Genomic DNA, 24542 nt, shown 5'->3' on the forward strand with positions numbered 1-24542 from the left:
GAGGTGTCCGTATGATTTTAGGTATTAATCCTTACTTAGTTTTAGATGGTAGTGGGCAAGAAGCTGTACAATTTTATAAAGAGGCGTTAGATGCAAAAGTAGAAGTAATGCAAACCTTTGGTGACATGCCTGAAAATCCAGAATACCCGATTCCAGCTGAAGCAAAAGAGCGCGTTTTACACGCTCATTTAAAAATTGGTAATACGGAGCTTATGATTTCTGATACATTCCCAGGTCAAGGGCATGCAATCGGATCTCAAGTAACAATTGCAATTCGAATTAATAACGCAGAAAAAGCGAAAGAAGTATTTGATAAGTTACAAGAAGGTGGAGAAGTTATCATGCCACTTCAAGAAACTTTCTGGAGCCCAGCATACGGACAATTGAAAGATAAATTTAATATTGAATGGCAAGTTACAACGAATCCTACTGAACAAAAATAATTTTTAGAAAAGCACCATTTTTAATCGGAATGGTGCTTTTTTTATACATATTAATTTCGTAGACTAAAGGAAAAAGGGATGAGTATATGGGAGAAATGTGGCATGGCGGAAGCATTTATACAATGCGAGAAGAGAATGAAAAAGTGGACGCCGTTTACGTTGAAAATGGCATCATAGTTGATGTGGGGAATAAAGAAGAGTTAGAAAACCGATATTCAGAAGTGAAGTCGTGCGACTTACAAGGAAAAACGATGATTCCAGGGCTTGTTGATAGCCATATGCACCTTATTGGGCATGGGGAGAGGTTACTTCGTCTAGACTTATCAAATTGTACATCTTATAAAGAAGTACTTTCACTTGTTCAGAAGCGAGTAGAAGAAGCTCCACAAGGAACATGGATTATCGGAGAAGGATGGAATGAAAATAATTTTACAGATACAAAACATGTTCATATACGTGATTTAGATGAAATCTCTAAAGAACATCCGATTTTATTAAAGCGCGTTTGTCGTCACGTGACATGGGTGAATTCATACATATTGCAAGAAGCGAACATAACAGAAGCGGCGCAAGATCCAAAGGGCGGAAAAATTGGTCGTGACTCATTAAATAAATTAACAGGACTTTTATATGAGCAAGGACAAGAGTTAATTAAACATGTTCAGCCTGAAATAGATGGAGTGTATTTGCAAAGTGCTCTGCAAACAGCGATTTCAGACTGCTGGCAATACGGATTAGTTGGCGGACATACGGAAGACTTAAATTATTATGGCGGCTTTCAAAAAACGTACAATGCGTTTTCACACGTTATAAAAAAAATGCCATTTAAAGCACATTTGCTCGTTCATCATGAAGTAGCGAATGAGCGAAAAGAATATGAAAATGAGCACTATATTGAATTTGGGGCGATGAAGATTTTTTCTGACGGTTCTTTTGGCGGAAGAACAGCTTTATTAAGTGAGCCTTATGAAGATGCACAGGAAACGAATGGAGTTGCGATTTTCTCACCTGAAGAGCTTGCAGGGTTAGTGAAGAAAGCACGTGATTTACATATGCCAGTTGCGATTCATACAATCGGTGATTTATCACTAGAATATGTCATTGATGCGCTTGAATTATATCCACCAGCAGAAGGATTACGTGACCGCATTATTCATTGCCAGCTTGCCCGTGAAGAATTAATTGAAAGAATGAAGAGTTTGCAAGTAATTATTGATATTCAGCCCGTCTTTGTTTCATCGGATTTTCCGTCAGTTATTGAAAAACTAGGAAAGCATCGTCTTCGTTACGCGTACGCTTGGAAGACATTACTCGGCGCAGGATTACACTGCAACGGTGGGTCTGATGCTCCAATTGAACAAGTAAATCCATTTTTAGGTATATATAGTGCTGTTACACGTAGAAGCTTTATTGACGGCGTATGCTATATGCCAGAAGAAAGATTAACGGTATATGAGGCGGTTTCTTTATTTACAACAGGAAGTGCGTATGCAATTGGAAAAGAAGCAAATCGAGGGCAAATTACAAAAGGATATGAAGCAGACTTTACGATATTAGACCGTAATGTTTTTGAAATTGAGGCGGAAGAAATAAAAGAAGTACAGGCAGAAATGACCGTCATTGATGGGGAGATTGTTTATAGAAAAGACGTGTGAAAATATATCAGCGATTTTCGGAATATATCGACCGCAATTCAAAATATATCAGCGATTTTTAAAATATATCGATTTACCGATAAAAGCTGACAATAATGGCGACTGCATAGTAAGAGATGGCTGCCTACACCAATCGGGGGAAATAAATAACCCTCGAATTATGGAAATCCCATAATTCGAGGGTTATTTTATTACTATAAAAATGTTCTCTGTACTTTTTCCCAGAAGGAATTGTTTTTTAATTTAACAGTTTTAATTTGTTTATCGCTTAAACGAACAACGGCTTTTTCCACTTGTTTAATGCTAAGTGCTTCGTTATCCATTCCGATAACAGGATAATCATTGCCATCTGGTTTAAGTGTTAAAGTTAACGTACGCTCGTGATTTAAAAGGAACGGTGACCCGAGTGTACGGTATGTGTTGTTATTTAAAGATGCTAGTTCGCTTACTTGGAAACATGGGATAAGTGGATCGACAACTGCACCATGTAATGATTTATTGTAAGCGGTACTTCCTGTTGGTGTGGAGATAACTAATCCATCACCTCTAAATGTTTCAAAATGTAAATTGTCGACGTGTACATCTACGACAAATGTTTTAATGATGCTAGAGCGTAATGAAAATTCATTTAAACAATGGAAAGATGTACCGTGATCTACATCTACTTTAATTGTTGGATATTTTCGCACTTCAATTTCGTTTTTTGTAATTTCTTGAAGGGCTGTATCAATGTGATCGATGTGGAAATCGCAGTAGAAAGAAATTTCATCTTTCGTAGAAATACCTGCGTATAAGCAATCTTCTCTAAAGCCAGTTTTACGAACGGCTTGTAAGAAAGTTCCATCATCTCCAACGCTGACGATAGCGTTTGCATTTTTTGGATGATCTAATATGGTAAATCCATTCTCCTCTAAAATACGATATACTGGTTTCATTTTTTCAACGAGCGTTACTTTGTCATCACCATAAAAGAAAAATAAATTGCGACGATCTGCCATTATGTATCCCTCCACTGCAGTTAAATTTTCTAGTTTTAGTGCTGCATATCATCAGATTGTATTCTGAATAATATGCTCAAATAGTATATTTCGATATAAAATGTCAAAATCCCTTTTTATTTTTAGAAAAATTTTTATATTCAATTTTATCAAAGGTTGTTTAATGATGAATAAACTTGTCGATAATGGGTATGGAGTGAAAGGATGGTACGAATGAAATGGCTCGTAATTGGAATGATAATTCTTCTACTTTTTATTTTACTAATACTATTATCGAAAATATCGCTTAAGGTGACGTTTTTATATTCAGAAATGGAAAAACAATGTTTATTTCAAGTGAAAATATGGATGATTCGATATACGTTTGATGTATTGGAAAGAATTGAAAAACAGCAGAAAAAGACGGGGCAGAAAATCGAAAAAGCTGAGGAAGATGGCGGCATAGATAATAAAATTATGGCACAACTTGATAGCGTCGGAGAACTGATAAAAAAGCTTCAAGAAGTTCATACTATTGTTAAAGATTTTCTCAAACGAGTGAAAATCAATAGTTGGAAATGGCATTCACAAATTGGAACAGGCGATGCGGCTAGTACTGGAATTGTCACTGGATATGCATGGGGGACAAAAGGAATGGCTGCTGGAGTTGTAGGACAATATATGCATATTGTCGACGTACCAGAATTTGAAATTACACCTGTTTTTCAAGGGAAGGGATTTGCATCAAGATGTGAACTAACAGCTTCCTTTCATATATTTCGTACTGTGAAAACAGCGGTAAAACTACTCATGTTTATGAGAAAACAAAAGTCTGGTATGGAAGATAAATCTGTTCAAGCATAGGGGGGATATAGAATGGACCATCCAATTCAAGGCTTAATGACAACAGCAATGCAGCATTTAAAACAAATGACTGATGTAAATACAATTGTTGGTGATCCAATTAAAGCGGCAGATGGAAGTGTAATTCTTACCGTTTCGAAAGTAAGTTTTGGATTTGCTGCTGGTGGAAGTGAATTTGGAAAAGTAGAACATTCAGGCCGTCACCCGTTTGGAGGAGGTAGCGGTGGTGGGGTTTCCATTAATCCTGTTGCCTTTCTCGTTGTAAATGGAGACGGTGTGAAAGTTTTACATTTAGATAAACAAACACATGTCATTGACAAAATAATTGAATTAGCGCCACAAGCTGTTGATAAAGTGAAAGAAATGATGGATAAACGAAAAGAAGATGATCCGGAATTTCAAATTTAAGGAGTAAAGAAGCTAATCAATGGATTAGCTTCTTTATTTTTTTGTAAATAAAGCGATTTTATTTGCATTATCGATAGGGACAAACTATCATTTACATTGTACATATTTTGTTTAAATAAGGGAGGATTTTTAAGTGGCAAATGTAACTTTTAAAGGTAACCCAATGACTTTAGTTGGAACAGAAGTTAAAGTTGGCGATCAAGCGCCTAACTTTCAAGTATTAGCAAATGACTTATCTCCAGTAAGTTTAGAAACATACAAAGGTGAAGTGAAATTAATTAGTGTTGTACCTTCAATCGACACAGGTGTATGTGATGCACAAACTCGTCGTTTTAACGAAGATGCAGCAGGTATTGAAAATACGAAAGTATTAACAATTAGCGCTGATTTACCATTCGCTCAAAAACGCTGGTGTGCAGCTAACGGTTTAGAAAACGTTGCGACACTTTCTGATCACCGTGATCTTTCATTCGGCGAAGCTTATGGCTTAGTAATGAAAGAACTTCGTTTACTTGCTCGTGCAGTATTCGTAGTAGATAGCAATGACAAAGTAGTTTACGTAGAATACGTAAGCGAAGGTACAAGCCATCCAAACTATGAAGCAGCATTAGAAGCAGCAAAATTGGCGAAGTAATGTAAAAGAAGACGACCTCTCATTAAAGTTTCACTTTAGAAGAGGTCGTTTTTTCTCATGTATTGTTAACTGAACCAATATATGAGAAAAGACGTTACATCATAAACAACTTGAAGGGGAGCTCTTTGCAAGAGGTCGCTTTTTCTTTTTGGAAAAAATCACTTTGTGGTATGATATAAGTTATGTGTAAATGAGAGAAGGAGGAATGTACGTGAGTCAGGCAGTAGAAACATTATTTTCTAATTTTGATTCTTCTACGGTAGTTTTACGTAAAGAATTAGATGTAACATATTTAGAGGCGCTTGTAGAAACAGGTGATAACTTGTTTGAGGGAGCGATTTTACAAGAGGAATTATCCGAATCAACAATTGAAAGGTTGAATCGTGAATATAGTACGTTTAATGAAGAAACATATAAAGGTGAAGAAATTCGTAAAGCATTTCAGCTAGCCATTTTAAAAGGAATGAAAGAGGGCGTACAAGCGAATCACGAAATGACGCCAGATGCAGTTGGAATGTTCGTGAGCTACTTATTCCATAAATTTATGCAAGGGCAAAAAGAAATTACAGTTTTAGACCCTGCAATTGGAACGGGTAACTTAATGACTACCGTGTTTAATAGCGCCAAAGAAGAACTAGCAATGAGTGGATTTGGTGTAGAAGTGGATGAAGTGCTAATTAAACTTGCTTTAGTAAATGCGAATTTACAAAAGCATGCAATCGAATTCTTCCACCAAGATGGACTAGCACCACTTTATATCGATCCAGTTGATGCAGTTGTTTCAGATTTGCCAATTGGTTACTATCCAAATGAAATCGGTGCAAGTGAATATACATTAAAAGCAGATGAAGGAATGTCATATGCGCATCACTTATTTATTGAACAAAGTGTGAAACATACGAAAGAAGGCGGGTATTTATTCTTCTTAGTACCAAACTTCATTTTTGAAAGTGATCAAGCGCCAAAGCTACATGCATTCATTAAAGAAACATGCTTTATTCAAGGATTGTTACAGCTACCTGTTTCCATGTTTAAAAACGAGAAAAATGCAAAAAGTATATTTGTTCTCCAAAAGAAAGGCCAGGATGTAATAATGCCGAAACAGGCACTATTAGTGGAATTACCTAAATTCTCCAACATGAAGGCTATGGAGAACATGATGGATCAACTAAATACGTGGTTTGCAACACATAAGTAATGTCAGATATATGTAACAGGGTTAGTGATTAATGTAGTACAGTTGTATATAATATGGAATATTTTTTAATATATACAAGATTTAACTGAATCTTTTTGAAATCTGTAATATATTTTTTTTCTTGGTGTTACAATTTTTTCACTTGAAATATATGTCGGACGATGTTTAAATTAAAATCGTGAGTATAAAATTTACTAATGATGAAACGTTTTCATAATGAGTGAATTTAATTAGATAAAATCGAGCGGTTTGTGGAATGATCCACACAACTACCAAGAGAAAAAGGGGCGAAAGACTAGATGTCAAAAATCATCGCGATTAACGCAGGAAGCTCTTCCTTAAAGTTCCAATTATTTGAAATGCCAAGTGAAACAGTATTAACAAAAGGTTTAGTAGAACGTATCGGTTTAGAAGATAGTGTCTTCACAATTACTGTAAATGGCGAAAAACAAAAAGAAATTACAAACATCCCAGATCATGCAGTAGCAGTTAACATGCTTCTTAAGAAATTAACTGAAAACGGAATCGTAAAATCTCTTGATGAGATTGGCGGTATCGGTCACCGTGTTGTACACGGCGGCGAAAAATTTGCTGATTCTGTTTTAATTGATGATGAAGTATTAGCTGATATCGAAGACTTAAGCGATTTAGCACCACTTCACAACCCAGCAAACCTTGTTGGTATTAAATCATTCCAAGAAGTACTACCAAACGTACCAGCAGTAGCAGTATTCGATACAGCATTCCACCAAACAATGCCGGAATCTGCATTCCTATACAGCTTACCATATGAGTACTATGAGAAATTTGGCATCCGTAAATACGGTTTCCACGGAACTTCTCATAAATACGTAACTGAGCGTGCGGCTGAACTATTAGGTCGTCCAATTGAAGGCTTAAGCCTACTTTCTTGTCACTTAGGTAACGGTGCAAGTATCGCAGCAGTAGAAGGCGGTAAGTCTATCGATACTTCTATGGGCTTCACTCCACTTGCTGGTGTAACAATGGGTACACGTTCTGGTAATATTGACCCTGCGTTAATTCCATACATCATGGAAAAAACAGGCCAAACTGTAGAAGAAGTAGTTAGCGTATTAAACAAGAAGAGTGGTATGTTAGGTCTTACTGGTTACTCTAGTGACCTACGTGACATCATTGCGAAAGAAGAAGAAGGCGACCACCGTGCGAAAGTAGCACTTGACGTGTTCGTAAGCCGTATCCATAAATACATCGGTTCTTACACAGCTCGTATGAAAGGCGTTGACGCTATCATCTTTACAGCTGGTGTAGGTGAAAACAGTGCAGTTATTCGTGAGCGCGTATTAGAAGGCCTTGAGTACATGGGCGTATACTTCGACGTAAAACGCAATAACGTATTCGGTGAAGAAGCATTCATCAGCTTCCCACACTCTCCAGTAAAAATTATCGTAATTCCAACTGACGAAGAAGTTATGATTGCTCGTGACGTATTACGTCTTGGAGATATGGGTTAATATATGCATGAAAAAGACGAGATCCTAAAGGATTTCGTCTTTTTTTTGTATATATTTTAAAATCTGATCTGGATATAGTATTTTTTCCTTTTGAATAAATGCAGTGAGGGGAATCCATTTTGCATATGAGGCTGTTTGTTCATCTTTTATATTCAGTATTTCCATTTCATATAGTGATATGTCTAATAAACGCACAGAATATAGTTGAATGATCTCATGACCAATTTCCTCACCTGAATAAAAAATATTTTCTAAGCATCCTAAATAATCGATAACTTCTATTTCTGTATGAAGTTCTTCTGTAAATTCTCGAATAACGGTATCTGTTGATTTCTCACCAAGTTCAATTGAACCGCCAAGAGGCCGATAAAAGATTTCGTCTTCCATATTATATTCTTGTACGAGAAGTCGATCGTGATGTATAGCAATGCCAAAAGCTTTTGCACGTGGATACATATGTATAATCGCTCCTTATTTGTTTTGTATAGGGACGATTATAATCTAGCTGAATAGAAACTGGTACCATTTATCCCGCATTAACGGGCAGTAAGACTCCCGCCTCAAAGTTCGGCGAATGCGAGGAAGTTAGGTGGGAGATAACTGCCCGTAAATGCCCGATTGGTTCAACTAATAATCAGTGGGGGATGGACATCCCCCACTGATTAAAGTTTCACTTTATTCGGATAGGTTGTTGCGACTTCTTAGGTTGTAAATAAAGAACACGCGATGTACAAGCACATTTGCAAATATGATACAATAGAAAAAAATCGAACGAGGTGGTTGTTGCGATGCGATCGAAGCGAGAACAAGCCATTTTAGAAAATATAAAAGAGTGGGAAGGGCAATTAGTAGAGCAAGAAGCGACCGATTTTCAAAAGATGTTTGATAAGTGGTTGCATACTACAGTTGCAAAACTACCTGAGAAAAAACGAAAAGACTTCTTTACGAAAGCAGATGGATGGCTCTTTCATTTGCATGCACTTATTCAAAGTTCACAATCACAGTTAGATGCACGTAATCGTATTTTAGGAACGTCGAGATTATTTGATGAATCAATTGAACAACTTGAAGATTTGAAGGCGTTATCTATTGATCAATTAACATACATAGCAGAGCAGCAAACAGCACGTCATCGTCTATATTCATTCGTACAAGGCGGAGCAACAGGTGCTGGCGGTCTATTATTATTAACGGCTGATTTTCCGGTTATGCTTGCATTAAATGTGAAGGCTGTACAACTTATTGCGACATCATTTGGGCATGATGTGAACAAGCCATATGAAATGATGCTTGCGTTAAAGGTATTCCATGCAGCATTATTGCCGGCAAGACTTCAGCAATATGCATGGTACAATTTACTGAGAGAACTTGAGCAAGAAGATTCATTCTTCTATGAAGGAGACGAAGAGGTATTAAAGCCAGCTTCTACTGAGGTTGTGTTAAAACAAATTTTGAAGACATTTTCCATCTATGCTCTTCGTCGTAAATTATTCCAAGGCATTCCTGTACTTGGAATGGCAATTGGATCTACAGTGAACTATCGCTTAACGAGGAATGTTACTGAATTTGCAAATAAGTTTTACCAAGTACGCTACATATTAGAAAAAGAAAAGAGAGCATGAAAAAAAGCGAGAGGCCGAAACCTTTCGCTTTTTAGTTTGTCGCATGTTTTTTGGACATTGGAATAGAAACGGGTTGCTTTGCTGCTTTCTTTTCTGTTTTTGGATAGTAAATTAAATCCAATGTTTTTGCCTGTACGGCAATCGAAAGAATAGTAAAAGCAATTTCTGTCCAATTTAAATAATATAATGAAAGCGCAAGAACAATCGCGTCAAAGACGAAGAAAATTTGCCCAATTGTAAACCGAGTTCGTTTACTTAATATAATTGTTAAAATATCGTCTCCACCGGTTGCACCGCCAAATCGCAATATAAAACCGAGTCCAATACCAGCTAACGCACCGCCAACTACTGCAGCTACAAATAAATTATTTGATAAATCTACCGTAAAAGGAGAATAATTTTCCATAAGGGAATAAAATACTCCGAATGAAAGTGAACCTAAGAATGAATAGCCAACCATTTTTCTACCTAAAAATGAAGCACATAGTAAAATAATAGGGATATCCATTACTACAGTTGAAATAGATGGTGAAATATCATAAAAATTTTGGATAAATAGTGCAATACCTACAAAGCCACCTTCTGTTAAGTGGTTTTGGAAGTGAATGTGATATAGCGCTGTTGCTAAAATAAATGAACCGATTAAAACCATAAAAACTTCTTTAATAATTTGTCGACTTTGGATGTTACTCATCGTTATTCCTTCTTTCCGTAGTTAGTAGTCCTTTTGGTGTTGTAAACTAACTACGAGCTCACATGTAGCTTCAGTTAGTTTACGTAAAACTAACTACGCTATATGTCGCTGAAGAAATAACGAATAATCCTCTCGTCCATCAATTCTCCCTACCTTCGTTTTAGTTTAAGTCTTAAAGCGACTAAACAAAACGTGGAGTAGAATTCTTCATTTAGCAATCCTGCTCTTCTTTGTTTTGTTTAGCTAGTAACAATTAAGTCCTAAACAAAACGCTATGTGTAAGAAGAGTCTTTTTTTTGCCAAATTATCCTTCGGGCAATCATAATTTCCCCACTCTCGTATTTTTTTCGCTAGACTAAAGTATCTGAGCTGAAAAATACGCTACGTGTATGATTCGTCAATACGATGCCACATGCTCCTTCGAGCGATCATGATATCAAAATCCCTTCCTTCAAGATTTATATTATTATATCATACTTTCAAAAAATGTATGCGGATGGAAACCGACAATAACCGGAGGGAATCTACAAAAATTGTTATGTTTAAATATTTTTGTAGAAAAGCCTAAGTTATTTCGTAGAACTGGACAGTTTTTAGAAGTTTGTCCAATAAGTAAGAAAAGAAGAGTTCTTATTCAATTGTATTGTTCTTATCACTTTTATCTGTAAAAAATGCATCCCAGCTAATCACACTTAAAAAAGTTAAAGCGATAATAATGAAAGCTCGCATAATTTTGAGGCCTCCTTTTGTACATAGTATATGAATCCCATACTTTGTGATGTGTCATTTTTTTACAGATTATAATTATTATGAGATTATATTAATATAGATAGATGAAAGGGAGGATGGAGATATGCTAAAAGACATTTTTAAAAGAAAAGAATTAAAATGCGTTTCATGTCAGAAAAAGATTGAATATGAAGAAGAGCTAGTTGCTTTTGTGAAGTTGCCGAAAGAAAGAAGTATATTAGTAGGCCCGTTTGATGTATGTTTAGCAAAAACGGCGCAAGAAATATATTGCAAAGCTTGTTACGATAAAAAAGCATGACCCAAAGTAAATGAGGGGCATGCTTTTTTCATTGGTGTGCTTTTCCCTCAGATACGTTTTGGGTTAGACGATACCAAAGCCAAAGATCGTTAATAATTGAAGCGAGATCGGCAATTTCTGAATTAAGCCTACAGGAAATTTCGAAATTCTCTTCGTTATTTAAACAATGTTGTTTTTGATTAATATGATGTTCAAGCTCTTGTATACGATCAGGTATTTTTCCACGAATTTGCTCCCATTTTAATAAAATAGAATGCTGCGCTTGTTCAGAGATGTCTTCCCATTTTTCTTGTATGTTCGGGACTTCAATTCCTAGATGTTCATTGTATATAAAATACTTTTTCATAGACACCCCTCCATTTTCCTGCCTCTATTTTACATAAAAAAAGAAAGAAGTTCGACGAAATTGTTTGAAAAATTTTTATAAATTCCCCTTGATTCATTTTATGAAAGGTGATAAAGTTTGAATTATTATAAGAAAAGATGAATATTTATTCTTTAGGGGGATGCAAAATGGAGAAGAAAAAAGTTGTATTAGCATATTCCGGAGGTCTTGATACTTCCGTTGCAATTAAATGGTTACAAGAGAAGAATTATGATATTATAGCGCTTTGCTTAGATCTAGGGGAAGGTAAAGACTTAGCGTTTGTAAAAGAAAAAGCACTTTCAGTAGGAGCAATTAAATCATATATGATTGATGTTCAAGAAGAATTTGCGAATGAATATGCATTGATAGCAATGCAAGCTCACACGTTATACGAAGGGAAATATCCTCTTGTCTCTGCATTATCTCGTCCGCTTATTGCGAAAAAATTAGTAGAAATTGCAGAGCAGGAAGGTGCAAGTGCAGTTGCACATGGATGTACAGGGAAAGGGAATGACCAAGTTCGTTTTGAAGTTTCTATTCAAGCGTTGAATCCATATTTAGAAGTTATTGCGCCTGTACGTGAATGGAAATGGTCACGTGAAGAAGAAATTGCATATGCAAAAGAAAATGATATACCGATTCCAATTAATTTAGATAGCCCGTTTTCAATCGATCAAAACTTATGGGGACGCAGCAATGAATGTGGGATTTTAGAAGATCCATGGGCGGCGCCGCCAGAAGAAGCATACGAGATGACATTAGCATTAGAAGATACACCGAATAAACCAGAGTTTGTAGAAATCGGATTTGAAGCAGGAGTACCGACGACTTTAAACGGCACTGCATATTCACTTTCAGAATTAATTAAAACGTTAAATGCCCTAGCTGGAAAACATGGTGTTGGACGTATCGATCATGTAGAAAATCGCCTTGTCGGTATTAAATCTCGTGAAGTGTACGAATGCCCAGCGGCAATGACGTTAATAACAGCGCATAAAGAACTTGAAGATTTAACACTTGTGAAAGAGGTCGCTCATTTCAAACCGATGATTGAGCAAAAACTAACAGAATTAATTTATAACGGTTTATGGTTCTCACCTTTAAAACAAGCACTCAATGCTTTCTTACAAGAAACGCAAAAAAATGTAACAGGTACAGTGCGTGTGAAATTATTTAAAGGTCATGCGATTGTAGAAGGACGTAAATCTGAGTACTCTTTATATGATGAAAAACTTGCAACATATACTGCCCAGGATGAATTTAATCATGATGCAGCAGTTGGTTTCATTTCATTATTCGGTTTACCTACAAAAGTATACAGTCAAGTGAATCAAAAGAAGGTGGAAGCGTGAGCAAACTTTGGGGCGGACGTTTTACAGAAGAAGCGGAAGCATGGGTTGAGGAGTTTGGAGCATCCATCTCCTTCGATCAACAATTAGTAAATCAAGATATAAATGGGAGTATTGCACATGTAACGATGCTAGCAAAGCAAGGCATCGTTACGAAAGAAGAAGCAGAGAAAATAAAGATAGGGCTTCAGTATTTATTAGAGGAAGCGAAAGAAAATAAATTGAATTTCTCGGTAGAAGCTGAGGATATTCACTTAAATATTGAAAAGATGTTAATTGAAAGAATCGGTGAAGTAGGAGGGAAACTTCATACAGGCCGAAGCCGTAACGATCAAGTAGCGACAGATATGCATTTGTATTTAAAAGAAAAAGTAGAAGATATTATAAAAGCTACAAAACAATTGCAAACTGTTCTTGTTCATCAAGCTGAAAATAACATTGAAACCATTATGCCTGGTTATACGCACTTGCAGCGCGCACAGCCTATATCGTTTGCTCATCATATTCTTGCTTACTTTTGGATGTTAGAGCGCGATGTGAATCGTTATGAAGATTCGTTAAAGCGTATTAACATTTCACCATTAGGAGCAGGAGCACTAGCTGGTACAACATTCCCGATTGACCGAGAGTATAGTGCGGAGCTTCTCGGATTTAATGGAATCTATGAAAATAGTTTAGATGCGGTAAGCGATCGTGATTTCATACTGGAGTTTTTAAGTAACTCATCTATGCTTATGATGCACTTATCACGCTTTTGCGAAGAACTTATTTTATGGAGTAGTCAAGAGTTTCAATTTATTGAAATGAGCGATCAATACGCAACTGGAAGCAGTATTATGCCGCAAAAGAAAAATCCGGATATGGCTGAGCTCATTCGCGGGAAAACAGGCAGAGTATATGGCAATTTATTTAGCTTACTTACAGTAATGAAAGGATTACCGCTCGCTTACAATAAAGACTTACAAGAAGATAAAGAAGGAATGTTTGATACAGTGAAAACAGTAGAAGGATGCCTTCATATTATGGCAGGCATGCTTGAAACGATGACCATAAACAAAGAAAAAATGGGGCAAGCTGTGACGCAAGACTTCTCTAACGCAACAGAAATTGCTGACTATTTAGCAAGCAAGGGACTGCCGTTCCGCCAAGCCCATGAAATTGTTGGGAAGTTAGTTCTACATTGCACACAAAAAGGAATTTACTTATTAGATGTACCACTTGAAACGTATAAAGAAATGAGTCCGTTATTTGAAGAAGATTTATATGAAGTTCTTTCACCTTATGCAGCTGTAAAGCGTCGTAACAGTGCTGGCGGGACAGGGTTTGAGCAAATTGAAAAAGCTTTGGAGAAGGCGAAGGGGTTAGCCATAGAGTTTGTTGGAAGTTAAATGATATATGATATAGAAGGTAAGGTGCTTTTTTAGAAAGTACCTTACCTTTTTGTATTTAAATTTTTAGGTATCTATCATTTCATAATTATAAAATGATGCTTCTCATGAATCGCTAATAGTTGGATAGATTGAATAAGGTTAGGATAGTGAGCGATTGGATCTAAAAATACGATATGTCCTGCAATATTTTCTTCTATATTTTGAACTAGTTTTTTTATTTCATCTGTTTCACGTGAAAGTAATTCTTCTAATTCGTTTACATTCATAGAGTAATAGACTTTTTTTGAAGGGATTAAAATCCAAGGAGCTTTCATTCCTTTGCCGTGTTTTTCTTTATATTCGGCATAAATGTCATGTATATCAGTTGCAAATGGGGCGTTTTTTCTTAGTTTGGCATAAGGGATAAGAGTGAAAGAGAATTTAATCGCTACTTTTAGCATCCTTGCAATTAAATATAAGTGATAAAAGTGTTCACCAATAGACCATTTTCCGTCCTCTTTCCTATACCATAGTTGTTCGTGTGAAAGTGAATGAAGCTTAGGAAGGAACTGGTTTCTTTGCGCATGTAATGTGTGAAAATATTTTGAGATATTTTCAGAATGCATATTTTGGTATCCTTCATGTTTTTTCCTAATTATAACATTTTCCGTATAGATGTAATTAAGCCTAGAACAATATGTTCTAGGCTTAAAGTTTCATCGATTAATCATACTTGTGTCGATCTTCCGTAATTCGAATGTATTCAATATCCATCAAATCTCGAAGTAATGCACCGTGACTTAGTTCCACACCATGTTTTTCTTTAAAATGCTCGCGAATCGTATTTAACATTTCGAGTTCTGTACCATTCACATCTAAAATAATACGTTCATAATCATCCATGTAGCATCCTCCTTTTCTAAACACATATATTTTGTCCGTCTATTTCTAAAAAATGTATGTTAGTGTAATGTTAGGAAATGCGAAAGGAATGGAAAATTACGCCGCCAATCGGTTATGTGTATGTTTTCTTACTTCGTAAAAAAATGACAGAAGATGTAAAGTAAACGTACTTAACGGTTGCGACGATAATGATGGCGCTATGGTCCTTGAAATTCCTTACGTCCTATGTGTTGGCAGTTACCGTTGTTGTGGTGGCTTGTCTTGTATTTATAGTGAAGTTTGTGAAATGAAAAACACCAAGCCCATGTGGACTTGGTGTTTTATTTATGAATTAAAGATCACCTTGCTCCTCATCACCACGAACAACAAGGACATCGCATTTTGCATAGCGAATAATATGTTCAGAGACGCTACCAATTAGGAAACGTTCAACTGCATTTAAACCAGTTGCACCGCACATAATTAAATCCACTTTATTGTTTGGAGCAATTTCTTTTGAAATTTTAGATTTAGGATTACCGAATTCTAATACAGTTTCAATGTTTTCAAGGCCAGCTTCAAGCGCAGTTTTTTTGTAGTCTTCTAATAAGTCTTCTGCAAATAGATTAGCACGTTCAGCAATTGCGCGGCTATACGCCTCTACTGCGGAATATGCTTTCACATCAACGATATGAGCAATTGTTAATGTTGCATTGTTTCGTTTTGCGACTTGAATTGCTTTTTTAAAGGCTTTTTCTGCTTCTTTAGAACCGTCCACCGCGATTAAAATATTTGTATATGTATTATTCATAGTAAATTCCTCCCAATTCATTTTTATTACCGTTTACAACTTTATTATAAAACAAATTTTGGTAATGTGCTTGCTAGAAACGTTACAGAATTTTGAAAACTTTGCTTTAATTCATTTTAGTTGTAATTGGAGCGAGAACTTGTTACATATGGAGTATAGCAATTTAAAAGGAGGCATGTTTGTGAGACACGCGCTCATTACAGCCGGTACGAAAGGTTTAGGAAAGCAAGTAACAGAAAAGTTATTGGCTAAAGGATATTCGGTAACAGTAACGTATCATAGCGATATAACTGCTATGGAAACAATGAAAGAAACATATGAAAATATGGAAGAACGTCTACAGTTCGTGCAAGCTGATGTCACGAAAAAGGAAGATTTACATAAAATAGTAGAAGAAGCGATGAGCCGTTTTGGCAAAATTGACTTTTTAATTAATAATGCTGGTCCTTACGTATTTGAAAGGAAAAAATTAGTCGATTACGAAGAAGACGAATGGAATGAAATGATCCAGGGTAATTTAACAGCGGTGTTTCATTTATTAAAACTTGTCGTACCGATTATGAGAAACCAGCAATTTGGCCGTATTATTAACTATGGATTTCAAGGAGCAGATAGCGCACCTGGATGGATTTATCGTTCAGCCTTTGCAGCTGCGAAAGTAGGACTTGTTTCATTAACGAAAACAGTAGCTTACGAAGAGGCGGAATATGGTATTACTGCGAATATGGTTTGCCCTGGTGATATAATTGGTGAAATGAAAGAAGCAACGATTGAAGAAGCACGAAACCTGAAAGGTAGTAACACACCGATTGGTAGATCTGGAACAGGTGAAGATATCGCAAGAACTATTTCGTTTTTATGTGAAGAAGATTCCGATATGATTACTGGTACGATTATTGAAGTAACCGGCGCTGTTGATGTTATTCATAGACATCGATAGAATTAAATAAAGTGAAGTTTTAAATAATTGGACAGTTTATCCTTTATACTGAGAGGTATGGATAATACTGTCCTTTAATGTAAGATTAAATCTATCGGAAAACTTGTATTATTTTTTGTAAAATATTGAGATATTATGTTAGAATATAAGAGCGTAGAAAGCGCTTTAAAAAATGATTCAGGGGTCATTTCATAACTCAAGGGGGAACTAATAATGCGTATCGGTATTCCAACAGAAATTAAAAACAATGAAAACCGCGTGGCAATGACGCCAGCGGGAGCTGTACATTTAGTACAAAATGGTCATGAAGTTTTTGTTCAAAAAGGATCAGGTGTAGGATCAGGCTTTACAGATGAAGAATACGTACAAGCTGGTGCGAAACTTGTTGAAACTGCTGAAGAAGCATGGAATCAAGATATGGTTATGAAGGTAAAAGAGCCAGTTGAAAGTGAATACGGTTATTTCCGCGAAGGTTTAATTTTATTCACATATTTACACTTAGCTCCAGAGCCAGAATTAACAAAAGCATTAATTGATAACAAAGTGGTATCAATTGCATACGAAACAGTACAATTAGACAATCGTTCTTTACCATTACTTGCACCAATGAGTGAAGTTGCAGGTCGTATGTCTGCGCAAATCGGTGCACAGTTCCTTGAGAAAAACAAAGGCGGAAAAGGTATTTTACTTGCAGGTGTTCCAGGGGTTAAACGCGGTAAAGTAACAATTATCGGCGGTGGTCAAGCTGGTACAAACGCAGCGAAAATTGCAGTAGGTTTAGGTGCAGATGTAACAATCATCGACTTAAGTGCAGAACGTCTTCGTCAATTAGATGACATTTTTGGAAACCAAGTAAAAACGTTAATGTCTAACCCGTACAACATTGCAGAAGCTGTAAGAGAATCTGATCTTGTAATCGGTGCAGTATTAATCCCAGGTGCAAAAGCGCCAAAACTTGTAACAGAAGAAATGATTCAATCGATGGAACCAGGTTCTGTCGTTGTAGATATCGCGATTGACCAAGGTGGTATTTTCGAAACAACTGACCGTATTACAACTCACGACAACCCAACTTATGAAAAATATGGTGTTGTTCATTATGCAGTTGCTAATATGCCAGGTGCGGTTCCACGTACATCAACTCTTGCATTAACAAACGTAACAGTACCATATGCAGTACAAATTGCTAACAAAGGCTACAAAGAAGCTTGCCTAGGCAACGCTGCATTATTAAAAGGTATTAACACATTAGAAGGCTATGTAACATTCGAAGCAGTTGCAGAAGCGCACGGCTTACAATACGCTGATGCAAAAGAGCTTCTTGAAAAAGCTCCTGCTTTATCATAATAGAAATATATTTGAGACCTTCCTTTTATGAGGAGGGTCTTTTTTGGTGAGGAAATAAATTGTTATGTATGGCTGTTAATGAATGTTTTTATGATGATTTAGAATTATTGAAACTTAAATAAAGGGATTGGATGGGGAATAAAAATGAATGTAGAATTAACAAGATTCAAAGTAAAGCCAGGTAAAAGTCATCGTGTAGATAAATGGATGCAGCTTCTTAATGATAATATGAAAGAAGTGCTTTTGACATTAAACGACGAAAAGATGTATGTAGAGACAATTTTCCGGGAAATAAGAGATGGAGAAGAGTACTTATATTGGCATTCTGTGCAAGGAGAAGGCGGGGCTCTTGTCGAAAATTCTCACTATGAAATTGATAAAAAGCATTTAGCGTTTTGGTATGAATGTATTGATGAGGATGATCAGGCTGTTGATATGAAAACAGAAGTCGTTATGATTCAAGATGTTGTGAAGGAAGCGATGAAATAATAGAATAGTATTTTAAAGAGAAGCGATCTTCTTTTTTCTCCCCATGCCAAGTTAAAATAGATTTATATGAGAAGTGCATCAAATTTGGTGTGCTTTTTTATGTGTAGAAACTTTTTTTAGAAAAGAGACTCTTATGTAGGATTAAAAGATCCTAAAAGTGGTTCAATATTAAATGCTGAAATGGCTAGTAATGTTTTTGGATTTGAAGGAATTTATGCAAAAGCAAAAGAAGACGTAAAAAGCGATTTAATAAGAAACTCAAAAGAGTTTCTGTGCCAAATGAAGTATTTAGCAAAAAATAGTGAAGGTATACCAAGTGATTATTTTGAACAATATTATAAAGAAATAAAAAACACCAAACCGAAAGACTTACCAATATACGGTGTAGTCGTAACCGGAAAAACAGAGGATTTACAAGGTTTACAAGGAGTACCATATATCCCGCATTAACGGGCAGTAAGACTCCCACCTTAGAGTTCGGCTGGAGCAAAGAAGTTAGGTGGGAGATCAACTGCCCGTAAATGCCCGATTGGTTCAACTAATAATCAGTGGGGAATGAACCCTCCCACTGATTAAAGTGTCACTTTATTAAGGCGGCTGTTAGAGGTGTAACAGTCGAGAAATATTAATTACAGTTAATTAATGTGAATAATCAGAAAACTTATGTTATAATATGGGAAAAGGAGGCTAATATGAAGCAAATACATGGAGCAATTTATATTTACATAACAATATTTCTCGTGGTGATATCCTATGGTTTAGGGCACATGTATTCGCATCCTATATTAACTTTTTTAAGTGGAGCATGTATGGTGTTTGCGTTTCTTGTCCACCTTTTCTCAGTTTGGATCGTGAAATTTCAATTAAATATTAGTGAAATAGAAGAAGGCACTTTTTGAGTGGCCTTCTTTTTTAGTAATAATATTTATGAAGTTCTTGTAGTAATTTTTCAATTTCACGTTCAGTTTTTTTACATATAGACATTGCACGTAATTTGAAAAATAAGCTGCGCAAGAAAGATTTTATATTTCCGTATAGAAATTCATACGATTTAATATGTAGTGTTGGTTTTTGAACTTGTAATTGAGCTACTAAATTATGAAGGGCTAATATGAGTACTTTTTCCTCTAAGCTATTTTGTAGCATTGCAACAATCGGATAAACGAGACGCTCATCTTCTTCATATTTGTAATAGATGGAATGGACACAGACTTTGTTTAATAAAGTTTGTAGTATTTCTTCGTAATGTGAAGCTCCTAGTTTAGGATTATTAACAAGCGCTTCAAATGTATCGGAAGCATGAGCGATACTATGTGCCCAGCCTTGGTCTTGCACATACCCACGGAAATCCTGTTCTTTGTTCATATATAGAATTAATTTATCCTTCACATTTAAAATATCAGTCTGTGATAAGAAATTATGATTTGTATCAGCATCAATAATGAGTGCGATTAATAATGTTGTAAATGCACGGGTAAATACAGCATCGTCGTCATCCGAATGAATCTTATAAAATAAATATTTTTCACTGATGCTTTCTAATAATAGTTTCTGTAAGTGGGTGTGTGAAATATAGTCCTTCTTGATTAGATGATAAAAAGTAGAGTAAATGAGTTTGTCCCTTAAATTGCTATCAGTAACACCGATATGCTCCAGCATATTGGAACTTAAAGAATCAATATTGAGTGCACCATTGATTACGTAATTATTATTACGAATTTCTTCTAACTGTTGTTGTAACATATAAACCTCCTTGATTTAGAAAATTCTGCATATTAATGGTATAATGCATGGAAGGAATAGACAAGAAATAATTTCTTTTGAATGACTCGATATGGGAGGCGTCGTTATGAGGAAAGCCATGTTCTTCTTCATTAGTATTTTATTTTTAGGTGTGTTTCTAATAATATTATCAGCGTGTACTCCGAAAACAGTAGAGCAAGTAGGAGTAAAAGAAGGCTATGTAATAGTCAGAAACGAAACGGCGTACTTTGTCAGTGATAAAGCCTTTGAAACCAAAATAGAGTTGCAAAATTATATAGAACAACAAATAAATAAAGAACACGCATCAGATACAGTCTTGAGCTTTAAGGATAAAAACGCATATGATCAATTAAAAACAGGGGATAAAATAAAAGTATGGTCTTCTCAAATACTTGAAAGCTATCCAGCAAAAATGATTGTAGAGAAATTTGAAATAGTAGAGAAATAGGAAAGGCAGCAATTACGCTGCCTTTTTTCTTATTTCACAAATTGTAATTCTTTCGGGAATTTCGTTAAGATTTCTGATCCGTCTTTTGTGATGTAAATATCATCTTCAATACGAACGCCGCCTACGTTTGGTACGTAAATACCTGGCTCGATTGTGAAGACCATACCTTCTCTTAATAGAGACTCATTGCCTTCTTTTACATCTGGAAATTCGTGTACGCTAATTCCAAGTCCGTGACCAAGGCGGTGTGGGAAGAAGTCTCCGTAACCTGCATCTGCGATAACAGAGCGAGCAGCGTTGTCAATTGCACCAAATGTAACGCCTGGTTTACATACTTCAACTGCTTGTAGTTGTCCAGCAAGTACAGTGTTGTAAATGCGCGTTTGTTCTTCAGAAATATCACCAAATGCTACTGTACGTGTAATGTCAGAGCAATAACCTTCAATGATTACACCTAAATCAAATAGTACGAAATCGCCGCGTTTCATTTTGTTTGCGCCCGGAATACCGTGTGGAAGAGCAGAGTTTGCACCTGCTAATACCATCGTATCGAATGACATTTTATGGATGCCTTTTGTTTTTAATTCATGCTCAATAATTGCTAATACTTCTAGCTCACTACGATTTTCTTTAATTGCATTTACACCAACTTCAACAGCATAATCTGCCATTTTAGCTGCTTCACGTAAAATAGAAAGTTCTTTTTCGTCTTTAATTAAGCGAAGCTCGCGAACTTTCTCTTCAGCTGATTTGAAAGCTGCATTTGGGAATAATTTTGTTAATGCTTCGTAACGCTCTACGTTTAAATGCTCTTTTTCAATTGCAACTGCATTTACATCAATACCACGATCTTTAATTGCTTTTGCAATCATATCCCATGGTCTGTCAGTATCAGTAAATCCGATAATTTCATGTGCCCAGCCAGCGTTACGCGCTTGGCCTTCTTCCATTTTAGGACAAATTAAAATAGGTTCTTTTTCTTGGAATACAAACATACCAAGTAGTCTTTCATGTGGTTCACAATGGAAGTTCGTCATGTAGAAAACGTTCGGTGTAGAAGTTAAGAACGCAGCTTCTACGTTTTTTTCTTTTAGCCATTGCATTAAATTTTCTAATCTAGCATTCATCGATTGGCACCCCCGAGATATTTAATTACAAATATAACTTTACATCGGATGAAAGCGTTATGACAAGTAAATCGATGTTAGAAAAGACAGGTAATTGAGAAATCATGTAGAATAAAAAGTGAGAATGTGAATAGGGGAGGAATGTAATGATGAAAGTATCTTATCACGGGCATTCAGTTGTAAAGATTGAAACGAATGGAAAAGTTATTTTAATTGATCCGTTTTTAACAGGAAATCCGAAAACAGATTTAAAGGCTGAAGATGTAAAAGTTGATGCGATTATTTTATCGCACGGACACGGTGATCATGTCGGCGATACAGTAGCGTTAGCAAAGAAAAATAATGCGGTCGTTGTGGCACCGTTTGAATTAGCGACATTTTTAGGATGGCAAGGTGTAAATACACATCCAATGCATATTGGTGGTTCACATAAATTTGACTTTGGAAAAGTAAAATTCACTCAAGCATTCCACGGCTCTAGTTATATTGATGAAGAAAATAAGACGATTACATATACAGGTATGCCAGCTGGTATTTTGTTCACAGCAGAAGAGAAAACGGTATATCATGCAGGAGATACTGCTTTATTCTCTGATATGAAGTTAATTGGAGAACTTAATAATATTGATGTAGCATTTTTACCAATTGGTGATAATTTCACAATGGGGCCAGAAGATGCTGTGTTAGCGGCAAAATGGATAGAGGCGAAAACAGTTGTACCGATGTATTACAATACGTTCCCAGTTATTGAACAAGATCCATATCAATTTGTAGAAAAGCTACAAAATTGTACAGGGAAAGTGTTAGAAGCTGGAGAAAGTATTACACTATAAAAAAGAAACCCTTCATTTGAAATGACAAGTGAAGGGTTTTTTATGTGTGTAGTATAGTTTTTAAAGTTTGCACTTGTTTAGGTGATTCTTTTCTTTTTGGAAGTGGCTGTTCGGGTGTTTCATTCAACTCCATTGCAACTTTTTTCCCATCTACGAAAGCTAAAAATACAGCACCTACAACCTCTAAAAATTTTTTCATCATGTATTCGCTCCTTTGTTTCATTTCTTGTCTTAATTGTATATGGAATCGAGTGGACAAACTATCGAACGAGATGACAACAGCATTACATTGTTGTAATAGAGTGACTGGTGGAATGTAAGGAGCATTTTGTTATAAAAAAAATAGTACAGACATACAAAGAGAGAGTGTAACAGTTTTGAAAATATAGTATACTGAAAATACAACACATGAAGAATTTAGGGAAAAGAAAGTATGGTGAAACCATTTGGCTACCAAACATAATCAAATTTTAGAACATATTAATAGCCTGCCAGTAGGGCATAAAATTTCTGTGCGGCAAATTGCGAAAGATTTAAGTGTAAGTGAAGGGACAGCTTACCGTGCAATTAAAGACGCAGAAAATAAAGGGTATGTTAGTACAATTGAACGTGTCGGAACAATTCGAATTGAACAAAAAAAGAAAGAGAATATCGAAAAACTGACATATGCAGAAGTCATTAACATTGTCGATGGTCAAGTACTTGGGGGCAGAGAAGGGCTACATAAAACATTAAATAAATTCGTAATCGGGGCTATGAAATTAGAAGCGATGATGCGCTATACAGAAGCAGGGAATTTACTTATCATCGGTAACCGTACGAACGCACATCAATTAGCACTAGAAGCTGGGGCAGCAGTGTTAATTACGGGCGGATTTGATACGGAAGATCATGTGAAGAAATTAGCAGACGAATTAAAGCTTCCAATTATTTCGAGTAGCTATGATACATTTACGGTCGCGACTTTAATTAACCGTGCAATTTATGATCAACTTATCAAGAAAGAAATTGTACTCGTTGAAGATATTTTAACGCCAATTGAAGAAACGTTATATTTAAAGCCAAATGATACAGTACAGCAATGGCATGCGTATAATGAAGAAACTATGCATGGACGTTATCCAATTGTTGATGAAAATAAAAAGGTGTTAGGTATCGTAACTTCAAAAGATATGATTGGTGTCGTGAAAGAAACACCAATTGATAAAGTGATGACAAAGCACCCGATTACGGTAAACGGAAAAATGTCTGTTGCAGCTGCAGCACGTATGATGGTGTGGGAAGGTATTGAATTGCTTCCTGTTGTGGAAGAAGGGAATAAATTGCAAGGGATCATTAGTCGTCAAGATGTACTTCAGGCGCTGCAAATGATTCAACGTCAACCGCAAGTTGGCGAAACAATTGATGACATTGTAACGAATCAATTTATGACGCCGAAAGAAGCGAAAAATGAGCATTTGTATCAATTTTCAGTGACGCCACAAATGACGAATTCAATCGGGACGTTATCTTACGGTGTATTCACAACAATTGTGACAGAAGCAACAAACCGCGTCATTCGTGCGCAGAAGAAGAGCGATTTAATTGTTGAAAACTTAACTATTTATTTCGTAAAGCCAGTTCAAATTGATAATGTTGTATCAGTTCATCCGAAAGTATTAGAAATTGGGCGTAAATTTGGTAAGGTTGATGTAGAAGTGCATCATGAAGGTAATGTTGTCGGGAAAGCGTTACTTATGGTGCAATTGATCGATAAATAAAAAGGTGGAACAAATCGCT

Annotated in this window: 28 protein-coding genes and 2 pseudogenes; 20 read left to right on the forward strand and 10 right to left on the reverse strand. The window is 36.0% G+C overall.

Annotation, left to right across the window (positions count from 1 at the left end):
- Nucleotides 1-11 precede the first annotated feature (11 nt).
- Both MKX77_RS01340 and MKX77_RS01345 read left to right on the forward strand, forming a co-directional pair.
- Entirely contained in the window at nucleotides 12-443 is a 432-nt protein-coding gene (locus MKX77_RS01340) for a VOC family protein (RefSeq protein ID WP_341305625.1), read from the forward strand.
- Between the two features lie 86 nt (nucleotides 444-529).
- The gene (locus tag MKX77_RS01345) at nucleotides 530-2098 is read left to right on the forward strand and encodes an amidohydrolase (RefSeq protein WP_341305626.1); all 1569 of its coding nucleotides are present in this window, start codon (nucleotides 530-532) and stop codon (nucleotides 2096-2098) included.
- Between the two features lie 194 nt (nucleotides 2099-2292).
- On the opposite strand, the gene MKX77_RS01350 is transcribed toward MKX77_RS01345, so the two are convergent.
- Nucleotides 2293-3096 carry an NAD kinase gene (locus MKX77_RS01350; protein WP_215554403.1) on the reverse strand — a complete coding sequence of 268 codons (804 nt, stop codon included), beginning with the start codon at nucleotides 3094-3096 and terminating at the stop codon, nucleotides 2293-2295.
- A 204-nt stretch (nucleotides 3097-3300) separates the two neighbouring features.
- On the opposite strand from MKX77_RS01350, the gene MKX77_RS01355 reads away from it, so the two are divergent.
- From MKX77_RS01355 to ackA, 5 genes are all read left to right on the forward strand, one after another.
- Nucleotides 3301-3939, forward strand: coding sequence for a DUF2953 domain-containing protein (locus MKX77_RS01355; RefSeq protein WP_215554402.1), 639 nt, complete (start codon nucleotides 3301-3303; stop codon nucleotides 3937-3939).
- Nucleotides 3940-3951: 12 nt separating this feature from the next.
- Entirely contained in the window at nucleotides 3952-4347 is a 396-nt protein-coding gene (gene ytfJ, locus MKX77_RS01360; protein ID WP_215554401.1) for a GerW family sporulation protein, read from the forward strand.
- A gap of 133 nt (nucleotides 4348-4480) precedes the next feature.
- Nucleotides 4481-4981 carry a thiol peroxidase gene (tpx, locus tag MKX77_RS01365; RefSeq protein WP_105586836.1) on the forward strand — a complete coding sequence of 167 codons (501 nt, stop codon included), beginning with the start codon at nucleotides 4481-4483 and terminating at the stop codon, nucleotides 4979-4981.
- A gap of 211 nt (nucleotides 4982-5192) precedes the next feature.
- Complete coding sequence (locus tag MKX77_RS01370; protein ID WP_215554400.1) at nucleotides 5193-6179, forward strand: class I SAM-dependent methyltransferase; 987 nt, start codon at nucleotides 5193-5195, stop codon at nucleotides 6177-6179.
- A gap of 299 nt (nucleotides 6180-6478) precedes the next feature.
- Nucleotides 6479-7672, forward strand: a complete 1194-nt coding sequence (gene ackA / locus MKX77_RS01375; protein WP_215554399.1) for an acetate kinase — start codon at nucleotides 6479-6481, stop codon at nucleotides 7670-7672.
- Nucleotides 7673-7696: 24 nt separating this feature from the next.
- Here ackA and MKX77_RS01380 read toward each other — a convergent pair whose 3' ends face one another.
- Nucleotides 7697-8128: an NUDIX hydrolase gene (locus MKX77_RS01380; protein ID WP_215554398.1), complete on the reverse strand. Its 432-nt coding sequence runs from the start codon at nucleotides 8126-8128 to the stop codon at nucleotides 7697-7699.
- Nucleotides 8129-8460: 332 nt separating this feature from the next.
- Here MKX77_RS01380 and MKX77_RS01385 point away from each other — a divergent pair, with 332 nt between their 5' ends.
- Complete coding sequence (locus MKX77_RS01385; RefSeq protein ID WP_215554397.1) at nucleotides 8461-9294, forward strand: EcsC family protein; 834 nt, start codon at nucleotides 8461-8463, stop codon at nucleotides 9292-9294.
- Between the two features lie 31 nt (nucleotides 9295-9325).
- Here MKX77_RS01385 and MKX77_RS01390 read toward each other — a convergent pair whose 3' ends face one another.
- Complete coding sequence (locus tag MKX77_RS01390) at nucleotides 9326-9988, reverse strand: YitT family protein (RefSeq protein WP_341305627.1); 663 nt, start codon at nucleotides 9986-9988, stop codon at nucleotides 9326-9328.
- Between the two features lie 853 nt (nucleotides 9989-10841).
- Here MKX77_RS01390 and MKX77_RS01395 point away from each other — a divergent pair.
- Nucleotides 10842-11036, forward strand: a complete 195-nt coding sequence (locus tag MKX77_RS01395; RefSeq protein ID WP_199671912.1) for a hypothetical protein — start codon at nucleotides 10842-10844, stop codon at nucleotides 11034-11036.
- Nucleotides 11037-11064: 28 nt separating this feature from the next.
- On the opposite strand, the gene MKX77_RS01400 is transcribed toward MKX77_RS01395, so the two are convergent.
- Nucleotides 11065-11382 carry a radical SAM protein gene (locus MKX77_RS01400; protein WP_215554395.1) on the reverse strand — a complete coding sequence of 106 codons (318 nt, stop codon included), beginning with the start codon at nucleotides 11380-11382 and terminating at the stop codon, nucleotides 11065-11067.
- A 167-nt stretch (nucleotides 11383-11549) separates the two neighbouring features.
- Here MKX77_RS01400 and MKX77_RS01405 point away from each other — a divergent pair, with 167 nt between their 5' ends.
- Nucleotides 11550-12755, forward strand: a complete 1206-nt coding sequence (locus MKX77_RS01405; protein ID WP_215554394.1) for an argininosuccinate synthase — start codon at nucleotides 11550-11552, stop codon at nucleotides 12753-12755.
- The gene (argH, locus tag MKX77_RS01410) at nucleotides 12752-14140 is read left to right on the forward strand and encodes an argininosuccinate lyase (protein WP_341305628.1); all 1389 of its coding nucleotides are present in this window, start codon (nucleotides 12752-12754) and stop codon (nucleotides 14138-14140) included. The genes MKX77_RS01405 and argH overlap by 4 nt, the downstream gene beginning before the upstream one ends.
- Nucleotides 14141-14217: 77 nt before the next feature.
- Here argH and MKX77_RS01415 read toward each other — a convergent pair whose 3' ends face one another.
- Both MKX77_RS01415 and MKX77_RS01420 read right to left on the reverse strand, forming a co-directional pair.
- Nucleotides 14218-14748 (reverse strand): DinB family protein, encoded by a 531-nt coding sequence (locus MKX77_RS01415; protein ID WP_341305629.1) that lies wholly within the window; start codon nucleotides 14746-14748, stop codon nucleotides 14218-14220.
- Between the two features lie 97 nt (nucleotides 14749-14845).
- Nucleotides 14846-15025 carry a hypothetical protein gene (locus MKX77_RS01420; protein WP_002034316.1) on the reverse strand — a complete coding sequence of 60 codons (180 nt, stop codon included), beginning with the start codon at nucleotides 15023-15025 and terminating at the stop codon, nucleotides 14846-14848.
- A gap of 95 nt (nucleotides 15026-15120) precedes the next feature.
- On the opposite strand from MKX77_RS01420, the pseudogene MKX77_RS01425 reads away from it, so the two are divergent.
- Nucleotides 15121-15315: pseudogene (locus MKX77_RS01425) on the forward strand (hypothetical protein); the annotation flags it as partial.
- A 41-nt stretch (nucleotides 15316-15356) separates the two neighbouring features.
- On the opposite strand, the gene MKX77_RS01430 reads toward MKX77_RS01425, so the two are convergent.
- On the reverse strand, nucleotides 15357-15815 hold the full coding sequence (locus tag MKX77_RS01430; protein ID WP_002112239.1) for a universal stress protein: 459 nt from the start codon (nucleotides 15813-15815) through the stop codon (nucleotides 15357-15359).
- A 148-nt stretch (nucleotides 15816-15963) separates the two neighbouring features.
- On the opposite strand from MKX77_RS01430, the gene MKX77_RS01435 reads away from it, so the two are divergent.
- The 5 genes and pseudogenes from MKX77_RS01435 to MKX77_RS01455 all read left to right on the forward strand — a co-directional run bounded on the left by MKX77_RS01435 (nucleotide 15964) and on the right by MKX77_RS01455 (nucleotide 19490).
- The gene (locus tag MKX77_RS01435; protein ID WP_341307923.1) at nucleotides 15964-16755 is read left to right on the forward strand and encodes an SDR family oxidoreductase; all 792 of its coding nucleotides are present in this window, start codon (nucleotides 15964-15966) and stop codon (nucleotides 16753-16755) included.
- 213 nt (nucleotides 16756-16968) lie between these two features.
- Nucleotides 16969-18102 (forward strand): alanine dehydrogenase, encoded by a 1134-nt coding sequence (gene ald, locus MKX77_RS01440; RefSeq protein WP_341305630.1) that lies wholly within the window; start codon nucleotides 16969-16971, stop codon nucleotides 18100-18102.
- Nucleotides 18103-18246: 144 nt separating this feature from the next.
- On the forward strand, nucleotides 18247-18591 hold the full coding sequence (locus MKX77_RS01445; protein ID WP_341305631.1) for a DUF6176 family protein: 345 nt from the start codon (nucleotides 18247-18249) through the stop codon (nucleotides 18589-18591).
- A gap of 120 nt (nucleotides 18592-18711) precedes the next feature.
- Nucleotides 18712-19041 (forward strand): annotated as a pseudogene (locus MKX77_RS01450) (anti sigma factor C-terminal domain-containing protein); the annotation flags it as partial.
- A 242-nt stretch (nucleotides 19042-19283) separates the two neighbouring features.
- Nucleotides 19284-19490 (forward strand): hypothetical protein, encoded by a 207-nt coding sequence (locus MKX77_RS01455; RefSeq protein ID WP_341305632.1) that lies wholly within the window; start codon nucleotides 19284-19286, stop codon nucleotides 19488-19490.
- Between the two features lie 13 nt (nucleotides 19491-19503).
- On the opposite strand, the gene MKX77_RS01460 is transcribed toward MKX77_RS01455, so the two are convergent.
- Nucleotides 19504-20334 (reverse strand): DUF2785 domain-containing protein, encoded by an 831-nt coding sequence (locus MKX77_RS01460; RefSeq protein ID WP_341305633.1) that lies wholly within the window; start codon nucleotides 20332-20334, stop codon nucleotides 19504-19506.
- A gap of 106 nt (nucleotides 20335-20440) precedes the next feature.
- Between MKX77_RS01460 and MKX77_RS01465 the strand changes: the two genes are divergently transcribed.
- On the forward strand, nucleotides 20441-20803 hold the full coding sequence (locus MKX77_RS01465) for a DUF3221 domain-containing protein (protein WP_341305634.1): 363 nt from the start codon (nucleotides 20441-20443) through the stop codon (nucleotides 20801-20803).
- 29 nt (nucleotides 20804-20832) lie between these two features.
- On the opposite strand, the gene pepQ is transcribed toward MKX77_RS01465, so the two are convergent.
- Complete coding sequence (gene pepQ / locus MKX77_RS01470) at nucleotides 20833-21930, reverse strand: Xaa-Pro dipeptidase (protein WP_341305635.1); 1098 nt, start codon at nucleotides 21928-21930, stop codon at nucleotides 20833-20835.
- Nucleotides 21931-22079: 149 nt separating this feature from the next.
- Between pepQ and MKX77_RS01475 the strand changes: the two genes are divergently transcribed.
- Entirely contained in the window at nucleotides 22080-22763 is a 684-nt protein-coding gene (locus tag MKX77_RS01475; RefSeq protein ID WP_341307924.1) for a metal-dependent hydrolase, read from the forward strand.
- Nucleotides 22764-22803: 40 nt separating this feature from the next.
- Here MKX77_RS01475 and MKX77_RS01480 read toward each other — a convergent pair whose 3' ends face one another.
- The gene (locus tag MKX77_RS01480; RefSeq protein ID WP_341305636.1) at nucleotides 22804-22965 is read right to left on the reverse strand and encodes a hypothetical protein; all 162 of its coding nucleotides are present in this window, start codon (nucleotides 22963-22965) and stop codon (nucleotides 22804-22806) included.
- Between the two features lie 244 nt (nucleotides 22966-23209).
- On the opposite strand from MKX77_RS01480, the gene MKX77_RS01485 reads away from it, so the two are divergent.
- Nucleotides 23210-24523 carry a DRTGG domain-containing protein gene (locus tag MKX77_RS01485; protein ID WP_341305637.1) on the forward strand — a complete coding sequence of 438 codons (1314 nt, stop codon included), beginning with the start codon at nucleotides 23210-23212 and terminating at the stop codon, nucleotides 24521-24523.
- Nucleotides 24524-24542 lie beyond the last annotated feature (19 nt).

Source organism: Bacillus sp. FSL R9-9410 (assembly GCF_038050385.1).
Lineage (GTDB): Bacteria > Bacillota > Bacilli > Bacillales > Bacillaceae_G > Bacillus_A > Bacillus_A cereus_U.